This window comes from Nitrospira sp., assembly GCA_015709715.1.
In the GTDB taxonomy this organism is placed as follows: Bacteria; Nitrospirota; Nitrospiria; order Nitrospirales; family Nitrospiraceae; genus Nitrospira_A.
This window is the reverse complement of the sequence record CP054184.1, coordinates 2,501,453-2,519,478: the sequence shown is the minus strand read 5'-3', so window position 1 is coordinate 2,519,478 and position 18,026 is coordinate 2,501,453. Positions and strand designations below refer to the sequence as shown.

Here is an 18,026-nt window from a genome sequence, read left to right as displayed (position 1 = left end):
CCCCCTGAGATTACGTCCTCATGTGATGCGGGCCGCTATTGAGCTCGTTGAGCAGGGCCATGGCTCGACGAATCTGGTCTCGTGAGCCAAGCAACGTCACCACGTCGCCGGCCTGCAGGCGCACCGTTTCGGGCGGATTCGATTGCGTGATCTGGTTTCTGGTCCACGCAATGATCGATGCACCGGTCCTCGGCCTGATCGAGAGTTCGGCGAGAGACTTGCCGACCGCGGGCGCCTCGTCGTCGACCCGACAGGTTTCCACCTCCACATCGGTGAGCGTCCCGCCGCGAAGATGATGGGCCAATTCCGGCATCTCGCTGCGGCGCAGCAACGCATACCCCTCCCGACGGATCTGCTCGGCTTTGCGCACGACGAATTCCTGGGGCAGGCTATAGGTGCGGAGTACGAGGGCGAAGATCTCGATTGACGTTTCAAACTCCTCCGGCACCACGTCGTCGGCGCCGAGTTGATGCAACTCTTCCAGTTCACGCAAGTAGCGCGTCCGCACAACGATATGGAGTTTGGGGTTGAGCCCCTTGGCGACCTTCACCGTGCGCCGGGCCGTGAAGGGATCGGATAACGCCACCACCAGCACCTTGGCATCCTCGATGCGCATATGCCGCAGCACATTGGCGTTCGAACCGTCGCCGTAATAGATGGGGACGCCGTGGCGCGCCTCCCGGCGCACGGTGTCTCCATCCAAGTCGAGCGCCACATGGGGGATCTCGGTCTCGCCCAACACGCGGGCAAGGTTGCGGCCGTTCAGCCCATACCCCACGATGATGACATGGTCCTTGATCCGGACCGGTTGGTGTTCCAGCTGCGCCACATGGGCGGCGGTGCGGCTCGGCAGCCAGCGCCTGAGCCGCTGAGCGGCTTCGACCCGTCGCCCCAGGCTCGGCGACCATTGCATGAGAAAGGGTGTGACCACCATCGTGAGGACAGACGTGGCCAAGAACAGCTGGTAGTAATCGCCGGTCAGCAGGCCTGCGTCCTTCCCCTGCTCGGCCAGAATAAAACTGAACTCCCCCACCTGCGCCAGCGCCACGCCGACCAGCACCGAAGAACGGGGCGGCGCCCCGGCCGCCAACATGGCGCCCGCTCCAGTCACGAGTTTGCCCACGATCACGGCCAGCAACAGACCGAGCACGATGAACGGATGGTCCAGCACGACCCTCATATCCATCAACACTCCGATGGACACGAAGAAGAGGCTGTTGAAACTGTCGCGAAAGGGGAGCACCTCCGCGAGCGCCTGATGGCTGTATTCGGATTCGGCGATGACCAGTCCGGCGATGAACGCCCCCAAGGCCAGCGACAACCCTCCCAGGGAAGTCAACCAGGCAATGCCGAGACACAGCACGATGATCGACAGAAGAAACAATTCACGGCTCCGACTCCGTACAATGTGCCGCAACAGCCGTGGCGCGAGATACCAGGCTGCCGAGACGATCAGCCCCACCACCAGGGCCGCCTTGGCCAGGGTGAGGAGCACCGTCCCCATCGCCCCTCCAGCCGGAGTCGCCAGGATCGGGGTCACGAGCATCATCGGCACCACTGCCAGATCCTGGAAAATCAGGATCGACACCGTGGCGCGGCCGTGGAACGAATCACTCTCCCCCTGCTCCGCAAGGGCCTTGAGTACGATGGCCGTGCTGCTCAAGGCCAGCAGGAAGCCCCAGAAAATCCCCTGTTGATAGGAGAGCCCCGCGAGCAGGGCCACGGGCAGGGCGAGCAGAAGCACCCCGCCGGTCTGAACGGGAGCCGCGACGGCCAGCACGCGGCGAGCTGCGGCAAAGTGAGCGGACGAAAACTCCATGCCGATCGTGAAGAGCAGGAGCACGATCCCGATTTCGGCCAGCACGTGCACCTGCGACACATCGGAAATGAGGTGCAGTCCATGCGGTCCGATCAGCGCGCCTGCCACCAAAAAACCGGCAATCGACGGCAGGCGAAATTGGTGAAAAATGAAGACCACGACGGTAGACACCGCATAGATCACCAATAGGTCGCCGAGGACGCCGTAGTCGCTCATGTGGTCGATGGAGTCGGAAACCGGTCAGACGAACGTCGATGCGGGCCGCTGCCGTCACGCAGCATACCGTAGGGCCTTCAGCCGAACAAGCGGGAACTCTTGGTGATCAAGGACTCGCGCGGGTCTGGAGACGAAGGAGAACGACTGAGGTGGATCGGAGAGGCCGAGTCGCTAGAAGGGAATACGGATGCCCAGCTGAAATTCGTTCGGCATCATTCCCCTGCTGAGAGAATCGCCGAGAATGCTCTGCTGCAGAATGGAAGGGGCCGGCCCGATGGCCCGGTCGCGCTCGGTCACATACCCGCCGCCGAACCCCGCTCCCACAAAGGGAAGAAGCGTTTGTTCGCTGATCTGAAGCCGCCCACTCAACGTGGGTGTCTGGCGAAAGACATTCTGGTCCCGATCGGCCGCAGGTGCTTGCGACGCGGGAGAGCCAGACGGGCTGCGGAAGGCATTCCACATGGCTGCGCTGCTCGAGCCCTCTTCAGCCTGGGCCATACCAGCGCCCAGGGTGACAAGGAAAACCCCCACACCACACAGGCTCATCGTGGTAGTGCGTATCACGAAATATAACCTCCGCTGCCGCCTGATTCTCTTTGTACCTTACTCCATTCTACAGGTAAGCAACAAGTGGACCCACTCGGCTGGATCCGCTCAACCAGCAGGACTTTCAGGACCTCGCGGACATCCGACTCCGCTGTCGACATCGCTCGCCTGTCGCACCACTGACTCACCTGTGTCGAATGCGCTTCACGCCCTCCCCATGAGCGACAATGCCCACGGGCCGATCTTGATTCTCCTGTACAGCCCCAGTACTCTTTTGCCGATTGCTCCATCATCGTTCTAGTCGCAAGTCGGACCTGCACTGTATCGAGCCTGTGAAGAGTCCTCACAGAGATCGTCCCCTGGCTGTCTGGCATACGAGCGCCTCCTCCGGATTCGGGGGCCTGGAGATTCGTATGCTCGAAGAAGCTGCGCGGTTTCGAGCCAGAGGATATCGGATCACCTTCGTCTGCAATCCGGGAGCCGCCCTTGCACAACGAGCGGCCGCACAAGGTATTCCCACCCTCCCGCTACCCATGCGGCAGTCCTACGACCTGCCGTCCATGCTCCGGTTCTGGGCCCTCCTGGGGCGCCACCAGGTCGATATCCTCCACACCCACAGCTCGAAAGACCACTGGATTTGCGGCCCGGCTGCGCGACGGCGAGGAATCCCTATCGTCCGTACCCGCCACATCGGCACGCCCGTGAAGACCAACCCCTTCTCCAGCTTCGTGTATACCGCCCTGTCCGATCGGCTCTTGACCTCTTCGCTGGACACCAAGAAGGATCTGCTGCGTATTCCCACGCTGAACCCCGCTCATGTCGTGGAGATTCCAGCCGGGATCGACCTCGAACGGTTCTCTCCCTCCGTCAGCGGCAAGGCGATCATCGCGGAATTCGGACTCCATGAGGCAGATCCTATCATCGGGTACGTCAGCCGCCTGGAACGGGGAAAGGGGTTCCGCTACCTCATGGAGGCAGCCCCCGCCCTGCTCAAACGGTGGCCGCGCGCGAAGTTTGTCTTCGTCGGAGACGGCCCGCCCTGGGACCGGCACACCGCCGATGAGTTGCTGGATCGGCTCCAACTCAAGCCTCATGCGATCCTCACCGGCTTCCGGAGCGACATCCCCGAACTCCTCGCCACCATGCACTGCCTGGTGTTCCCTTCATTCAAGGTCGAAGGCACTCCCCAGGTCCTCCTGCAGGCCATGGCCATGGGCATCCCGATCGTGGCGACCCGCATCGGCGGCATTCCCGATCTGATCGAGGACGGCACGATGGGACGGTTGGTTGAGCCGGAGAATCCCGTGGCGCTGGCGGATGCCGTGCAACGGGTCTTGGAGCACCGAGAGGAGTCGCTTGCCGCAGCCCAGCGCGCCAGACAGCGCGTCCTGCAGAACTTTTCACTCGACCAGGCGATCGAACGCACCGCCTCCATCTATCGGGAACTCGTATGATTTGCCTGACCGGCGATGTCCACCATCGATCTTATCGAGGCGCCGATACGCGATATGCAAGGGAGAGCGAAGCGCAACTCGCACTCCGCTATTGCGACATTGCCGCCCGTTACCACATCAAGGTGACGTTGTTCGTCACGGGACAGGCCTGTTTGGAGGAACGGGACACCGTGGCGGAATTAGGTCGCCGAGCCCACTGCGAGATCGGCGGCCATACGTTCTGCGCCTTCCGATCCTGGCGCCATTGGCTCTCCAGGAAGTTGGGAGGCTCGATCCTGGGCCCTGCCTCGCTCCAGCGACGCGATATCGATCGCACCATTGCAGCCATCGAGGAGACGGCGGGCATCCGCATTACGGCATGGCGCAACCACGCCTACAAGCGCGACGCCTCGACCTATCCCCTCCTGGGCGAGCGGGGCATCCGCATCGTCTCGGATCGGGTGTCCGGTGTGGAGGGGGCGATGGAACGGATCAGTCAGGAACTCGTGTCCCTGCCGATCAATACGCTCCCGGACCACGAGCATCTCTTGCACGGCAAGTACTTACCGGCGCACACCAAACCTCACCGGCTCGCAGGGAGAAAGACGATTCAGGAATGGCGGAAGACCGTCATGCAGCAGGTCGAGGCGATCGAGGAACACGACGGGATCGCCACCATCCTCGCCCACCCGCTCTGCATGGAGATCGCAGACAGCATGAAGGAATTCAAAGCGCTCTGTCGGTTTCTCGCGCGGTTTCAGACCGGCTGGGTATCCGAGGCTCTTCAGAATTACACTCGAGTGTTCTAGCCGGCAGGCGCCAGGACTAGAAGCCGGATAGGTGGTCGAGACCAGATCATCTGCATCTTCTCCAAACCCGACAGATCCGGATCCCAGTCGCCCCCGCTGGCAATGACCGTGACGGCGCACGGTAACTGCGGAGAGAAACCATTCTCGATCCTGGCTGACTCGTTGTCGACTTTGACGTGGCGAAACACAAGATCCTCCCCCGCGTGGCGTGCGATCTGCCAGAGAGGATACTCGAAGGCTCCAAGCTGTATTTTCAAACCAATTTCGCGGCATTTCACACGCTGAATGAGCACGGAAACCAATTCGGTGTAGGGACCGATTAGCCCGCTATTGTTGGCAAACATCTGCTCGATCCTGGGTCGATCAAAAATGCTTGGTGCGTATTGAGAAGATATCAATGGCCTGAGTTGATTCAGAGCAACCCACGGCAGCGCAGTAACCGCAAGGAACAACACCAGCAGGCCTGTCACCGTATGGAGAAATCGATTGGGTCGTATCATGATTAAAAGCCCAGACCCAACCATCATGCCGTCGACGCCCCAAATCCCCAGCCTGAGAGAGACGGAGTGTATGGTCCCGGCGGGACTGAAAAACTTTGCAAGTACCCACTCGTTCAAGATTACTCCACTTGTGATCAGGCCAATCCCGCTGAGTACCGAGCCCCTCTTCCACCACACTCGATTCTCATCAAGCACTTCAAGTTGGGCAGGTGCGAGAAGCCAACCAATCAGTACGGCCGCCAGGAAGAATAGCGGTGTATGCAGGCGACTATTCCACGGTGCCCACTTCAGAAATATGCAAAAGAGGAGGCTGCTCGCACAGAGCATCAGGGCGAAGAAGCGTGCCCTGCTTCCCACCGGCCTCAGAATCACCAGCCCCACGGCCATGCAGGACAAGATGAATACAACGCCATTTCCCGCATAGTCCTCATGGGTAAGTAACCCTGCTTCCGGCACAATGTTATTCCGCGGCGCAAAGGTCAGCGATGGTTCACTGATGGTGATTCCGAGCTTATCGTGGATTTTCAGTACGACTGATTCAATGACGGCATTGACCTTAGAAGAAGGGGTCCCAAGATGGATGGCCGCATTCCGTACCACGCTCGACAGGGTCTCCGGAATACCGAAAGATTCGTTTTGGTATTGCCTCAACCATTGGGGATCACCAAGGGGATGATGCCACAACCAAACGCTTCGGCTCCAATGTCCGACATTCATCAAGAGGATCGCGAGCACCATGATACTGATCGATCGGAAGCCTGCCCTGAAGCCTTCTTGCTTCATCACAGCGATCAGGGCATAACCGACGAAAGGCAAGAGAATGAGATAGGGAACGTCTGATTAATTCGCGTTTCCACGAAGCAATCTGTTTCTCGGTGGATCAAGACGGGCCATCAGCTGGGAACCCGCTGGTCCGAGAGCGCCTTTCTCGGATTCCTCCGCCGTCAGGCGGCCCGCGCCCCGTTCGCACCCCCGTCCGCTAGGCTGCCGCCAGCAAGTGCCGGCGTGCTACATACAGATTCGCCAAGCCGCAACTGATAGACAACCAGTGCGCATTCTTCGCGAGCCCCCGGTACCGCACTTTGGCCCACCCGAAGATCCGCTTGATCACCAAGAACACATGCTCGACTTTGGCACGAACCTTCGACTTCGTCCGATTGCGGGCCCGCTCCGTCTCGCTCAAGGGCCGATGGCGATGGGCTTTCGTCTGGACGAAGCTCTTGGCATGGGGAGCATGGTGCTGAATCATGTCGCGTTGCCCGCTATAGGCGGCATCGCCCCATACTCGTGTCTCCTGTCCATGCAGCAACTCCGGCAACACCTGGCTGTCATGGACATTCGCCGCCGTGGCCGCCACTGAGTGAACCAGCTTCGTCCGGCTGTCCACTCCAATATGCGCCTTCATGCCGAAATACCACTGGTTCCCCTTCTTGGTCTGATGCATCTCCGGATCTCGCTCTTTCTGGCGATTCTTCGTCGAACTGGGCGCATTGATGATCGTGGCATCCACGATCGTGCCCCGGCTGACCTTCAGCCCGTGGGCAGCCAGATACGCGCCGATCCGCGCAAAGAGCTGTGCGCCCAAGTGGTGGGCTTCCAGCAGATGCCGAAACTTACAGATGGTGGTTTCATCCGGTACGGGCTCGCGGCCCAGATCAATCCCCACGAACTGCCGCATGGCGTGTGAGTCGTACAGCGCTTCCTCCACCGCCGGGTCCGACAGGTTAAACCACTGTTGCAGACAATGGAGGCGCAACATGCGTTCGACACCCACGGGCGGACGCCCTGGGCCCTCGGCCTTGGGGTAGACCGGCTCGATCGCCGCTACCAATTCCGCCCATGGAACAACCTGGTTCATCTCGTTGAGAAACTGCTCCCGGCGGGTGGGCTTGCGATACTGTTCAAACGAGACTTCGGCAAACGTCTGTTGCTGCATGGGGCACGCCTCCAGTTCAGTGCTGCGCTACCCTTAGCACATCATGCAAAGAGAATAAATCAGACCTTCCCTAGGCCGTACCCTTGGTCGCGAACGCAAGCGCCACCGACAACGGCAGGTACCACTCGGCCTTCTTACTCGACATAGTGAGCCGCTCAAAGGCGAAATAGACCGCTGCTACTACAAAGAGCCGGCAGACCACATCGTTTTGAGTCGAAGTGGATTGCAAGATAACCATGGGCGTGGAAGCAACCACCAAGGCCGCCAGGCTCTGAGCAAGCAGGGCACCACCCAAAATCCTGACGAGGAGGGAGACACCCACCAGCGCCCCCACAAAGGCGAACCACTGCACAAGATTAGCCAAACGGTCTGAGCCGAACCCAAGCGTTTGAAACTGCAAGATCGCAAATTCTGCCCAGGGGTTGAGGTAGAGTTGCCACACGACGTTTGTCGAATAGTGCATCACACTTCCATTGGCTCGCCAATGTTCCACTCGGCTCATGTGATAGGTCATGGAGTCCCAGTTGTTGGGAGGGGCAATCAAAGCGATCACCGCTGTCGCAATCGCGATCGCGGCGGCTGGGACGAGCGGGACAATCCACCAGCCATTTCCAGCCGGCAACGCGAAGAGTCTCCTTGTGACAAGTACAGGACTCTCTCCCCCTTCGAGGATGTGCCGTCGGATGATATGCAGCGAGTAGGTGATGACGAGGGTCCACGTTAACGCGAGTGTCGCGGGACGGATAGCCGCAAATACTGAGAGCAGTTCCGTGATTAGAAGCGTGGCGCTGCCCCACAGAATGGCCGCTTGAAGAAACCCAACCCGCCAATCCTCTTTCTCAGAGAAAGTTGTGACGTACCAGAGACAGGCAAACGCAATTATGGGCAGGGACATCAAGAGAAAAGAAACCGACTCGACAAGTTTGTGAGTGGTCACGTTCCCACCTCCGCCGCTTGACTTCCAGCCCTTCACATTGCATTGCGTTCATCGCACTAGGAGGGATCAGGAAGTCATGCGCGAGATTATTCCAGCAGAACGGCGCATCGAAACCCGATCGTCGCGCAGCGGTCCAAACCGGGCCACAGGAGCAGAAACTTCGCGGAAAAATCGGTTGGTCGAGGGCCTCCGTCCATGTACCAATGAGAACCCTGAGCGGTGTAGTGTGACCCGCCGCGAACCATGCAGAAACGAGTTCGTCCATCGGTGCGTTCGCTCTCTGTCCATTCCCATACGTTGCCGCACATGTCATAACACCCGAATGGAGAGCGCCCGTTGGGAAAGGCCGTGACACTTGTGGTGGTACCGGTTTCCCCGCCGTTGCACCGCCCAGGCTCCATCACTTCCCCCCAGGGATACTTCAAGGCCGCCGGTCCCTGGGCTGCATACTGCCACTGCTCCTCAGTCGGGATCGCCTTGCCGGCCCATTGAGCATAGGCTCGTGCATCATCCAGACTGACATAGACCACCGGGTGATCCTCCTTCCCTCCTGGTGGTTTTCCGTCGACCCAATGCTTCAGGAAGTTCTCTGTATGTCGAGGCCGGTAACGCGCCACGCGAAGGAACTCGGCATACTGTGCATTCGTCACCGGCGCCACATCGATCGCATAGGCCGGTAACGTGACCGCTCGTTCGAACCACCGCGGTTTGTGAAAGTTCCCATACAGTTCGCCGTGGTCCATTTCATTCTCATAGAAACCGCATTCTCTGGTCCTCAGTTGGACGCGCATGGTGAAGCGTGCAGATGGAATCCTGGCCATTTCGGGAAGGCGGTCCTGGCTCGTGAGAATAGCGACCGTCGGCTGCCCAAGGGCCAGGACGGGACGCGTCGGAAACTCAACCGAACTTGCCTCACGGAGATAGAGTTCTCGTTGTGTCGCCAGAAACTGTGAGAAATCAGGGCCGAGCGAGGTGCTCGTTCCTGCCACGAAGCCACCAATCCCTCGCGGCGCGAGAGCCCCCTGCAGGAGAGCAGTTCCGTCCTGAATGTCAGGAACCACCTCTTGGCCAGTGAATAGGTCAAAATATTTTGATCCGATCACTGCCGGAACCTTTAGGAGCAGACCTGACACTGACTGGTCTCCCCGATTCACCAGGGTCCACAGGCGGAGATCCTGCCTCTCCCACAGCGTGGCATAGATATTGCCAGCCTCCGTCTGAACGAGCGGAGTCCAACCCTCTCCGGAAAAGAGCGCAGCAAACCTCCGCTGAATCGGCAACATTCTGCGCAAGATCGATCGATCCCTTGCCGACCACCCAACCCAAGAACCAAAGACAACTTCCCACACCACCATCCCGGTTCCGTTCATCCAGGCCGTATGGAGTTGGGCAGAACGGTCCCGCCTCCACCGAGCGGTTTGGTGCATCATGTGGCGGCGTTCAAGCCATTTATTTCTGAGAATCCCGGGGGCTTCGCTGTCCTCGAAATATTGCGCCCAGGACATATGGTGGTCATGGATATGCTCAAGCGGCAGTACCCCCTCACCTTCCACGACAAGTCCAGGACCGATTCCGTCGAGCGCTGCGCGGAGATGCTCCGGAGCCTCCGGCATCGTATCCAGATACACGCCGTCTGCCTCGATAGCTTGTACAAGCGTTGCCAGGCCCTCCACATCAGAGGTGGCCTCCCGCCTCGTTCCGATATCCCAGGGTTTGTACACAATAAGGGCCTTGACCCCCAAGCGGTGACATTGCCTCACAACCTCTCGCAGACCGTTCAAACCGCCCGGCATGTCTCGGTAGAAGTCGAATTGATTGCGGTCGTCCGCCCCGATTCTCGGATAGGCGTGCCACAGAATGAGATTGTCGAAGCCACCGAAGTCCTCCATCGCCGTTCGCAGGAAGGCTTCAACATGATATTGGCCCGACTCCTGATCAAAGAAGGTCTGGTCATACAGCATGAGGAAACAACTGGAGAAGCTGGACGTGACCCAGGCCTGAGCTGGTTCTTGGTAACGCCGATGGTCATACCTCAAGGCTGCGCGCGCCTGATTTCGCCATTCCGTTAGTCCTTCCCTCCATGAAGGCCATTGCTGCGGCTCCTTCGGGGCGTGGAGGAGCGGAGCCGTGCCGTCAACCTTGGACTCAAACGATCCCTCCGCAAACACAGCAGTCGGGGAACGTGCGACAACCACTAACCCAAGCCCGAGAAGGGCTTTGATCAACTGTCGACGGGAACATTCGGGCTGATGATTCATCGTGCCAGCGAGTGCGCAAGCAGATAGCCTCTACGTGGGGAACGAGTAGAACCGAGCTAGATTCTGTAGTACTCGCGATACCAGGCCACGAACCGCGCGATCCCCGTTTCGATTGGGGTGGACGGCTTGAACCCGGTGTCCCGCATGAGGTCCGCGACGTCGGCGTAGGTCGCCGGCACGTCGCCGGCCTGCAGGGGCAGGAAGTTCTTTTGCGCCTTTTTCCCGAGTGTCTCCTCCAGGACTTCGATGAAGCGCAGCAGCTCGACCGGTTGGTGATTCCCGATGTTGTAGAGTCGGTAGGGAGCCGAACTGCTGCCCGGGTCCGGCTGATCACTCGACCACGTGGGATCGGCTTGCGCCGGCCGATCGAGCGTCCGAATCACACCTTCGACGATATCATCCACATAGGTGAAGTCGCGCTGCATTTTACCGTGATTGAACACGTCGATCGGCTTGCCCTCGAGAATCGCCTTGGTGAACAGGAATAACGCCATGTCCGGACGGCCCCAGGGTCCGTAGACGGTAAAAAACCGCAGACCCGTGATCGGAAACCGGTACAGGTGCGCGTAGCAGTGCGCCATCAACTCGTTGGCCTTTTTCGTCGCCGCGTACAACGATACGGGATGGTCCACATTGTCATGCACCGAGAATGGCATGTGGGTGTGGCCGCCGTACACCGAGCTCGTAGAAGCGTAGACCAGGTGGTCGACCTGGTGATGCCGGCAACCCTCCAAAATGTTCAGGAACCCGTCCACGTTGCTGGACGTGTATGCATGGGGATTCACGAGCGAGTATCGGACGCCCGCCTGAGCCGCCAAATTCACCACCCGCCGGATCGGTTGCTGCGCGAAGAGATCGGCCATTCCAGCGCGGTCGGAAAGGTCCAGCTTCACGAACTGGAATTGCGGTCTGGCCTGCAGTTGCGCCAGCCGCGCTTCCTTGAGCCGCACGTCGTAATAGTCGTTGAGGTTGTCGAGCCCGATGACACGGTCACCGCGGTCAAGCAGCCGCTTGGCCAAGTGAAACCCGATGAATCCGGCTGCTCCCGTCACCAGCACTGCTCCGTCCGTGGCCGCCATCGCTCCTCCCCTTTTCAATGATTCCAACGTATTCAATTACGCCCGCTTCGCTGCATGAACGGCGGGTCCCCATGGTCATATCGGTACAGGGGTAACGGTGACAGCGCCGCCGCCGAGGAAAGGACCTGCAGGCCTCCGGTCCCGTCACGCCGGAACAGGTCCAGCGCCTGAGTCCGATGGTACCCGCAATTGTGCGCAGCCAGGAGATCTTTCAGCTTTTCAGGCTGTTCCCAATGGGCGGTGAGGAGCGCCGTGCGCGCAGGATTGCGATGGCTGAACATGAAGGACAAATGGTCGGGATACCAATCGGCGCCGCCCGTCGCATAGGATACGAACAATTTGGCCTGCGCCGCCCCGCACAGTTCATCCAGATACCGGTTGGTGAGGTAACCGTTTTCCCCCACGTCCAACCAGGCGCCCGGATGGGACAGAGGGGCATGGGCGGCATAGCTGCGGACTTCCTGGAGTTGTTGTTGTGAGGCCAGAACCAGCGGCAGGGGTCCATACTTACCCACCAACCCCTGGATCACACCTTCCTTGATCGCGGAGCGGCCGCTGTTGGTCGGACCGCTGTCGGCGTGAACCAACACGTTGTGGCCGCGATCCGCGACCAGATAGCAGTTCCGAGGCATCTCGAGGTCGCATGGATCTTCACCATAAAAGGGCACGGACACCACGGCACCGCCCTCGAAGGCCCAGGCCTCGCCGTGCGCCAACTCGACAATCTGAGTGAAACCCAATTCCCGAAGAAGCGGAATGTAATCGTAGAAATATTTCTTTCGGTTCCGTCGGCTGGGAATGACGATCGGCACGTCCTTCGGCACATGCAGCAACGTGCGGGGATCGACGTGGTCGTCGTGGTCGTGGGTCAAGAAAATCCCCGCCGGCTTGGGCAAGAGCGGCACCCACAGGCTCGGCACGTTGGATTCCGCGAACCACGGCAGCAGCCAGGGGTCGAACAGAAAGAACTGGTCCCGTTGCCGATACATTAGGGCGGCATGGCCGAGATGGATCGTATCCTGGTCTCTGGTATTGAGCAGCCAGTGTTCCCTGATCGTGGCCTGCGTCGTCGGGACGAGACAGTCGTGTTGCAGGAACAGCTCCATCAGCTTGGTCAACAATCGCTCGCCGTCCCGCCCGGCCGTAGCGACGATGGTCCGGAGCGCGCCAGCTTGTTGCGTCCCATCCAACATGCCGAGCAACTTCCCCACGATCGGGCCCATCGGCCGCTCGAACGGAACCGGAATCGCCTGCCGTTTCACCGCGTGAAAAATCCGCAGTCCGCTGTTCACCACCGTCGCGGACTTGGTCGAGTCGAAGGGGTGTGACCAGAGAAAACTCCCATCCGGTTGCCGCCCGGTCCTGATATGCCGACTCAACTGTGGTCGGGAATTGACCAGTTCGGCATAGGCGTCTTCCAACAATTGCTTCGTCCTCGGGTCCCCTAACGTGGCGCGCCGGGAGAAGACATCGCTGATGGCCGTCTCCACACAGGCCAGCAAGAGGCTGTGGGCTTCATGCAGACTGGCGACGACATCGGGCGCCACACCGCCTACGAAGGGGAACGGGCCCGGCGGCTGGTTGCTCTCCAGCTGCACCCACACCCACGGCGCCAGGCCGACGTATTGGTCACGCGGCAATGTGTCCCAAATTCCCATGCTCGTGGAATCTCGTTCTTGGGCGATGGGGCCGAAGCAGCCTTCGGCCCTATGGATTACCGGCCACCCAATCGAGTCGGCTGATGGTCGGTTCGTAGAGCGCTTGAATCACATTGCCGTCCGGATCGGCAAAGTAGAAGGAGTAGCTGCCGTCGCGATGTTGCTTCGGCGGCTTCGCGATGGTGGCCCCATACCGGACTCCATCCTGCTGTACCTCGCGAAACAGCTCGTCCACCTCGGCGGGACTCGGCAAAATAATCCCCACATGGTCGAGGAATTGTCCCCGCGACGGCTCGTACTGCGCCAGGTCGTGTGGGGGAATCTGATGCAGGGCCAGGTTGTCGCTGCCCGAACTGAAATACACATTCTCAGGGTCCGGTTCCCACACCACGCGCATGTTCAAGAAGCGTTCATAAAACGCCCGCGACCGTGCCAGATCCGTGACGCGCAACGCCACATGTCGCAACCCGCGATGCTTCGGCATCACCCTGCTCCCGGGTCCGTATAGTAGGTGGGGGGCCACTACCCCGTCAATCCTCATTCTCTGCCGCCAAGCGGCGCTGGACTGCTTGCCGAGCCTGTCTCTCACGTTGCTCCCTGTGGTACGATCATCCAACCTCTTTTTCGAATCAAAGGAGCAGGCGTTATGGTGGTACGAGCAGTCGTGGTGATTGCAGTGGCGTTCTGGACAGTGACGGGCCTCGGAGTCTCGGCTTGGGCGAGCGAGGGATCGGCGTTACCCAAGGAAATCACGGGAAAGGACGGCGCGCCTCTGCTGTTGATCCCAGCCGGCTCGTTCCCCATGGGGGTGCCCCATGGAGACCGCGACGGCGGACGTGATGAATACCCCCGCCATGTGATCGACATCGATGATTTTTACATCGACAAGTTCGAGGTCACCAACGGCCGGTACCTGGAGTTCGTCAAGACCACGAACCACCGCGTGCCGCAGAATCCCAAGAATCCCACCCGCAACCTCTGGGAGGGCACAGGCATTCCGGAATCGCTCACCGACCGCCCGGTCGTCAACGTCGATTGGGCCGACGCCGACGCCTATTGTCGCTGGGCCGGCCGACGACTGCCTCGGGAAGCCGAGTGGGAAAAGGCGGCGAAGGGTAACAACGACTGGCGGTTTCCCTGGGGCAACGTGGAACCCACCAACAAGCACCTCAATTTCAATCAAAAGTGGGTCGGGGAACGAACCCTCATGCCGGTGGGAAGTTATGAGACCGGCAAGAGCCCCTATGGGGTCTATGACATGGCAGGGAACGTCTGGGAATGGGTGAACGATTGGTATGACCCCAAATACTACGAGAAGAGCCCGGCCAAGAACCCTCCCGGTCCTGAGACCGGCACCAAGCGCGTCATCCGAGGGGCTGGCTGGCAAAATGAAACGCCCACGGTCCGCATCTTCACCCGCGTGGACAGCGACCCAACCATTCGCAACGAATCGACCGGCTTCCGTTGCGCGATGGACGCACCGAAGTAGCCGATCCATGCTCGCAGGTGGTGACGGAGCCTCGCGTACTATGGCCGAGCCCGGCTTCAACGGCCTCACGGTGGCCTCATTCGAGTCACGCATGGCACCGGAGATGACGCGCCTGATCGAACGTCACGGCGGCCAGCCGCTGGTGACGCCGGCCTTGCGCGAGATTCCGCTGGAAGACAATTCGTCCGCCCTTCGTTTCGGTCACATGTTGCTGACGGAGGGCGTCGATGTCCTGATCCTGATGACGGGCGTCGGGACGACCACCCTGTTCGAGATTCTGCGCACGAATTCGCCGTGGGATCGGATCGCGGCGGCATTGCAGCGCACCACCCTGGTGGCGCGAGGGCCCAAACCCGTTTCCGCCCTCAAGGCCGTCGGGCTGCACCCGACCCTGACCGTGCCGGAACCCAACACCTGGCTGGATCTTCTGTCTTCGCTGGATGCCTATCGATCGATTCGCGGGTTGCGAGTCGCCGTGCAGGAATATGGGCAGTCGAACAAGGAGTTACTGACAGCCCTGCGCGGACGCGAGGCCGATGTGGTCCCGGTGCCTGTGTATCGTTGGGCCCTGCCGGAAGATCTCGCGCCCATGAAACGGGTGATCCGCGAGATCGTGACGGATCGCGTTCAGGTGCTGCTGATCACCAACGCAGCCCAGATCGACCATGTGCTGCAGGTGGTGGAAGCAGAGAACGAAACGGATCGTTTTAAACGCAGTTGTCGGAAGCTGGTGGTGGCCTCCATCGGCCCGACGGCCAGCGAACGGCTGAAGGCTCACGGCCTGCCCGTCGACTTCGAGCCCTCGCACGGCAAAATGGGGATCTTGGTCAGGGAAGCGAGTATGCGGGCGCGGGAGATCCTCGCTCACAAGGCTGCGGGGTGACAGACCGCCGTAGTTACTTGGCCTCGACCTGTGCCTCTCCCGCCCCTTCTTTCACGTCCCGCGCGCAACGAAATCCCATCCAGTTCATCTTGGTGTTGGGGTCCGTCCCATTCCGCTGGGCCGCGCGCACGCTGGGCGTGCTGTCGATCCAGCCACCGCCACGGAAACTGCGCTGGGTTCCGCTATCCGGCCCTTTGGGGTTTTTGTCCGGCGCATTGGCGTAGTACTTTGGGTCGAACCAATCGGCCACCCACTCGGCGACGTTGCCCGCCATTTGAAACACCCCATAGGGGCTGGCGGCATTGTCGTACTTATCGACCGAGATGATCGGCGGATACAGCAACAACCGCTCCGGACGATCACGCACCGGTCCCGACAGGCCGGTCCGGCCGAAATTGGCCCGAGAGAGCCCGGCCATTTGGTTGCCCCAGGGATAGATGCGCCCGTCCGTTCCTCTGGCGGCCTTTTCCCATTCGGCCTCCGTCGGCAGCCGCTTCCCGGCCCACTTGCAATAGGCCTCCGCATCGAACCAAGAGACGTGCATGACGGGGTGGCTCACCATCGTGTCCTGAAAATTGCCGCCGTCGTATTGCCAGTCGATCAAGGGATCGCGGTTCGTCGCCAGGACGAACTTCAAGAATTGCACGGTGGTCACTTCGTACTTGTCGATCTCATAGGCATCGAGATAGACCTTGCGTTGCGGCAGCTCGGCGATATAGGCGTTCTTGTCGACCTTCTTGTCGCTGCCCATGAGGAATTCGCCCGCCGGAACCCGGATCATCTCGTCATGCGCCGGCAGCTTGACCCGTTCGTTCGCCAGCTTTTTGCCTTCCGGCGTCCATTCGCGCGTCACATCCGCCACATCCAATGCGGAGGCGGCACCGCTCCATCCCAGCACCGTCGCCAACAATGCCCCCGTCATCATGCCTGCCTTTCGCACGTGATCTCTCCTCCTCGCTCGAATCCGACCTTACATCGGCTGCTGGCTCGGGGCCGGAGCAGCCGGCAACTGATCGAACTCTTCCAACGGTTCAAAATTCAGAGGCAGCTGAAACAGATAGTCGATGACCGAGCGCAACTTGACATGCTGATACTCGACGATCCAACTCCCGTCCTTCTTGGCGAGCTTCATCGGGAAACGAATGTCCGTCGCGAGCCATTGGTAATAGACTTCCGTTCGTTCGCCTTCCCGTACGGTGACTTCGTACAGCGTCGTGGGGTGTCCCTCGCGCACCTCCGTCCCGATCTCTTCGCGGGACACCTCCCCCTCCAGCCGCTCGGACACCTTTAGATCCTGGTCGGCATTGTAGGGGACGGTCTTGAAATGCTTCATCCGCGACAACAGCAACCACACCAGCTGTTTGTCCTTGCGGACGATACTGACATTGACCGGGCCCATGGTGTGGTGTTCGATCCGCCACATGTTGTCCCGGTAATAGATATTGGCCTTCTGGGTCTTCCCGTTGATTTTGGTGATCTGATCGGCGGTGAACTCCAACGCTCCGGCCTGGGAAAGGCACAGACTCCACAACCCCACCGCAATCGTTGCACATTTGACGGGCCAAGACCGGTACATCCTACCGAGGTGCCATCCGCATTTTCCAGCGCTCTTCTCGTTCATCGCCCGTCTCCTTCACTCCATCCCGTCTGCTCCGGCGCCACCGGGGCCGGTCAGACTTGCACCCATTGACTTCTGCTGCGACCGAGGACCGGCGCAGGGGCGGCGCGGAGGCGTTGCCTCCGGCGCCGATCCCACTAGACTGTCGGCTGAGACTCGCGACACGAGAAGGGGGCGGCCTGCATCCCGATCACCGGGATACCCCGCCGCGTGCGCAGAGGGGATGCGTCGTCTTAGGATTTCGCCTTAATACATTCGATGTCCAGCTTGATGAACACTTCGTCTCCCACCACCAGGCCCCCGCTATCGAGCGCCTTGTTCCAGACCATCCCGAAGTCTTTTCGATTCAGTTTCCCCTCCGCCGTGAACCCCGCACGGATATTCCCCCACGGATCTGTGGTCACACCGTTGAAGTTTCCCGTCAGCGTGATCTCCTTCGTCACGCCATGCAGCGTCAGGTCGCCCACAGCGGTGTATCCGTCGCCGGTCTTTTTGTAACTTTTCATCTTGTACGTCATGGTTGGGTACTTCTCCACGTCGAAGAAGTCGGGATTACGCAGATGAGCGTCGCGCTTTTCGTGGTTGGTCGTCACGGAAGCCGTTTTGATCGTGGCTTCGATGGCCTTGACCGACCCGGCGTCGGGATCCATTTCGATGAAGCCGGTGTAGTCCTTGAAGTGTCCGGTGGTCTTGGAGATCACCATGTGGGCGACCTTGAACTCCACGATCGAGTGATCGAGATCGACGTCATATCGCGCCATCTCGGCAGACCCGATCGAAGCCCCGAACCATATGCCGACGCTCAGGCACACAGCAACCACCACACGACCTATCCGATTCGTCAT

General features: G+C 60.1%; 16 protein-coding genes. 4 read left to right on the top strand and 12 right to left on the bottom strand.

What is annotated here, in order from left to right; translation table 11 throughout:
• Positions 1-10 precede the first annotated feature (10 nt).
• Positions 11-2,035 carry a cation:proton antiporter gene (locus HRU82_12120; GenBank protein ID QOJ35640.1) on the bottom strand — a complete coding sequence of 675 codons (2,025 nt, stop codon included), beginning with the start codon at positions 2,033-2,035 and terminating at the stop codon, positions 11-13.
• A 171-nt stretch (positions 2,036-2,206) separates the two neighbouring features.
• Entirely contained in the window at positions 2,207-2,566 is a 360-nt protein-coding gene (locus tag HRU82_12115) for a hypothetical protein (GenBank protein QOJ35639.1), read from the bottom strand.
• A gap of 428 nt (positions 2,567-2,994) precedes the next feature.
• On the opposite strand from HRU82_12115, the gene HRU82_12110 reads away from it, so the two are divergent.
• Together HRU82_12110 and HRU82_12105 are read left to right on the top strand one after the other, a co-directional pair.
• Positions 2,995-4,035 (top strand): glycosyltransferase family 4 protein, encoded by a 1,041-nt coding sequence (locus tag HRU82_12110; protein ID QOJ35638.1) that lies wholly within the window; start codon positions 2,995-2,997, stop codon positions 4,033-4,035.
• On the top strand, positions 4,032-4,823 hold the full coding sequence (locus tag HRU82_12105) for a polysaccharide deacetylase family protein (GenBank protein ID QOJ35637.1): 792 nt from the start codon (positions 4,032-4,034) through the stop codon (positions 4,821-4,823). Before HRU82_12110 ends, HRU82_12105 begins: the two co-directional genes overlap by 4 nt.
• On the opposite strand, the gene HRU82_12100 is transcribed toward HRU82_12105, so the two are convergent.
• The 7 genes from HRU82_12100 to HRU82_12070 form a co-directional block, all read right to left on the bottom strand.
• Positions 4,820-6,106, bottom strand: a complete 1,287-nt coding sequence (locus HRU82_12100; protein ID QOJ35636.1) for a hypothetical protein — start codon at positions 6,104-6,106, stop codon at positions 4,820-4,822. The genes HRU82_12105 and HRU82_12100 overlap by 4 nt on opposite strands.
• A 196-nt stretch (positions 6,107-6,302) precedes the next feature.
• A complete protein-coding gene (locus HRU82_12095; protein ID QOJ35635.1) occupies positions 6,303-7,259 on the bottom strand; it encodes an IS5 family transposase in 957 nt (318 codons plus the stop codon).
• Between the two features lie 70 nt (positions 7,260-7,329).
• On the bottom strand, positions 7,330-8,196 hold the full coding sequence (locus HRU82_12090; protein QOJ35634.1) for a hypothetical protein: 867 nt from the start codon (positions 8,194-8,196) through the stop codon (positions 7,330-7,332).
• Positions 8,197-8,282: 86 nt separating this feature from the next.
• Positions 8,283-10,454 carry an SUMF1/EgtB/PvdO family nonheme iron enzyme gene (locus HRU82_12085; GenBank protein QOJ35633.1) on the bottom strand — a complete coding sequence of 724 codons (2,172 nt, stop codon included), beginning with the start codon at positions 10,452-10,454 and terminating at the stop codon, positions 8,283-8,285.
• A gap of 56 nt (positions 10,455-10,510) precedes the next feature.
• Complete coding sequence (locus tag HRU82_12080; protein ID QOJ35632.1) at positions 10,511-11,533, bottom strand: NAD-dependent epimerase; 1,023 nt, start codon at positions 11,531-11,533, stop codon at positions 10,511-10,513.
• Between the two features lie 32 nt (positions 11,534-11,565).
• A complete protein-coding gene (locus HRU82_12075) occupies positions 11,566-13,191 on the bottom strand; it encodes an MBL fold metallo-hydrolase (GenBank protein ID QOJ35631.1) in 1,626 nt (541 codons plus the stop codon).
• A 49-nt stretch (positions 13,192-13,240) separates the two neighbouring features.
• Positions 13,241-13,675 (bottom strand): VOC family protein, encoded by a 435-nt coding sequence (locus tag HRU82_12070; GenBank protein ID QOJ35630.1) that lies wholly within the window; start codon positions 13,673-13,675, stop codon positions 13,241-13,243.
• A 162-nt stretch (positions 13,676-13,837) separates the two neighbouring features.
• On the opposite strand from HRU82_12070, the gene HRU82_12065 reads away from it, so the two are divergent.
• Positions 13,838-14,680 carry an SUMF1/EgtB/PvdO family nonheme iron enzyme gene (locus tag HRU82_12065; protein QOJ35629.1) on the top strand — a complete coding sequence of 281 codons (843 nt, stop codon included), beginning with the start codon at positions 13,838-13,840 and terminating at the stop codon, positions 14,678-14,680.
• A 40-nt stretch (positions 14,681-14,720) separates the two neighbouring features.
• A complete protein-coding gene (locus HRU82_12060) occupies positions 14,721-15,563 on the top strand; it encodes a uroporphyrinogen-III synthase (protein ID QOJ35628.1) in 843 nt (280 codons plus the stop codon).
• Between the two features lie 13 nt (positions 15,564-15,576).
• On the opposite strand, the gene HRU82_12055 is transcribed toward HRU82_12060, so the two are convergent.
• The 3 genes from HRU82_12055 to HRU82_12045 all read right to left on the bottom strand — a co-directional run bounded on the left by HRU82_12055 (position 15,577) and on the right by HRU82_12045 (position 18,026).
• Positions 15,577-16,488: a formylglycine-generating enzyme family protein gene (locus HRU82_12055; GenBank protein ID QOJ37195.1), complete on the bottom strand. Its 912-nt coding sequence runs from the start codon at positions 16,486-16,488 to the stop codon at positions 15,577-15,579.
• Between the two features lie 45 nt (positions 16,489-16,533).
• Positions 16,534-17,184, bottom strand: coding sequence for a hypothetical protein (locus HRU82_12050; protein ID QOJ35627.1), 651 nt, complete (start codon positions 17,182-17,184; stop codon positions 16,534-16,536).
• Between the two features lie 230 nt (positions 17,185-17,414).
• Positions 17,415-18,026, bottom strand: coding sequence for a polyisoprenoid-binding protein (locus tag HRU82_12045; protein ID QOJ35626.1), 612 nt, complete (start codon positions 18,024-18,026; stop codon positions 17,415-17,417).

What these genes read in the sequence shown, in the direction of transcription:
- HRU82_12120 (QOJ35640.1), bottom strand. Translation starts at nt 2,035, where the DNA reads ATGAGCGACTACGGCGTCCTCGGCGACCTATTGGTGATCTATGCGGTG.
- HRU82_12110 (QOJ35638.1), top strand. Translation starts at nt 2,995, where the DNA reads ATGCTCGAAGAAGCTGCGCGGTTTCGAGCCAGAGGATATCGGATCACC.
- HRU82_12105 (QOJ35637.1), top strand. Translation starts at nt 4,032, where the DNA reads ATGATTTGCCTGACCGGCGATGTCCACCATCGATCTTATCGAGGCGCC.
- HRU82_12100 (QOJ35636.1), bottom strand. Translation starts at nt 6,106, where the DNA reads ATGAAGCAAGAAGGCTTCAGGGCAGGCTTCCGATCGATCAGTATCATG.
- HRU82_12095 (QOJ35635.1), bottom strand. Translation starts at nt 7,259, where the DNA reads ATGCAGCAACAGACGTTTGCCGAAGTCTCGTTTGAACAGTATCGCAAG.
- HRU82_12085 (QOJ35633.1), bottom strand. Translation starts at nt 10,454, where the DNA reads ATGAATCATCAGCCCGAATGTTCCCGTCGACAGTTGATCAAAGCCCTT.
- HRU82_12080 (QOJ35632.1), bottom strand. Translation starts at nt 11,533, where the DNA reads ATGGCGGCCACGGACGGAGCAGTGCTGGTGACGGGAGCAGCCGGATTC.
- HRU82_12075 (QOJ35631.1), bottom strand. Translation starts at nt 13,191, where the DNA reads ATGGGAATTTGGGACACATTGCCGCGTGACCAATACGTCGGCCTGGCG.
- HRU82_12070 (QOJ35630.1), bottom strand. Translation starts at nt 13,675, where the DNA reads ATGCCGAAGCATCGCGGGTTGCGACATGTGGCGTTGCGCGTCACGGAT.
- HRU82_12065 (QOJ35629.1), top strand. Translation starts at nt 13,838, where the DNA reads ATGGTGGTACGAGCAGTCGTGGTGATTGCAGTGGCGTTCTGGACAGTG.
- HRU82_12060 (QOJ35628.1), top strand. Translation starts at nt 14,721, where the DNA reads ATGGCCGAGCCCGGCTTCAACGGCCTCACGGTGGCCTCATTCGAGTCA.
- HRU82_12055 (QOJ37195.1), bottom strand. Translation starts at nt 16,488, where the DNA reads ATGATGACGGGGGCATTGTTGGCGACGGTGCTGGGATGGAGCGGTGCC.
- HRU82_12050 (QOJ35627.1), bottom strand. Translation starts at nt 17,184, where the DNA reads ATGAACGAGAAGAGCGCTGGAAAATGCGGATGGCACCTCGGTAGGATG.
- HRU82_12045 (QOJ35626.1), bottom strand. Translation starts at nt 18,026, where the DNA reads ATGACGAATCGGATAGGTCGTGTGGTGGTTGCTGTGTGCCTGAGCGTC.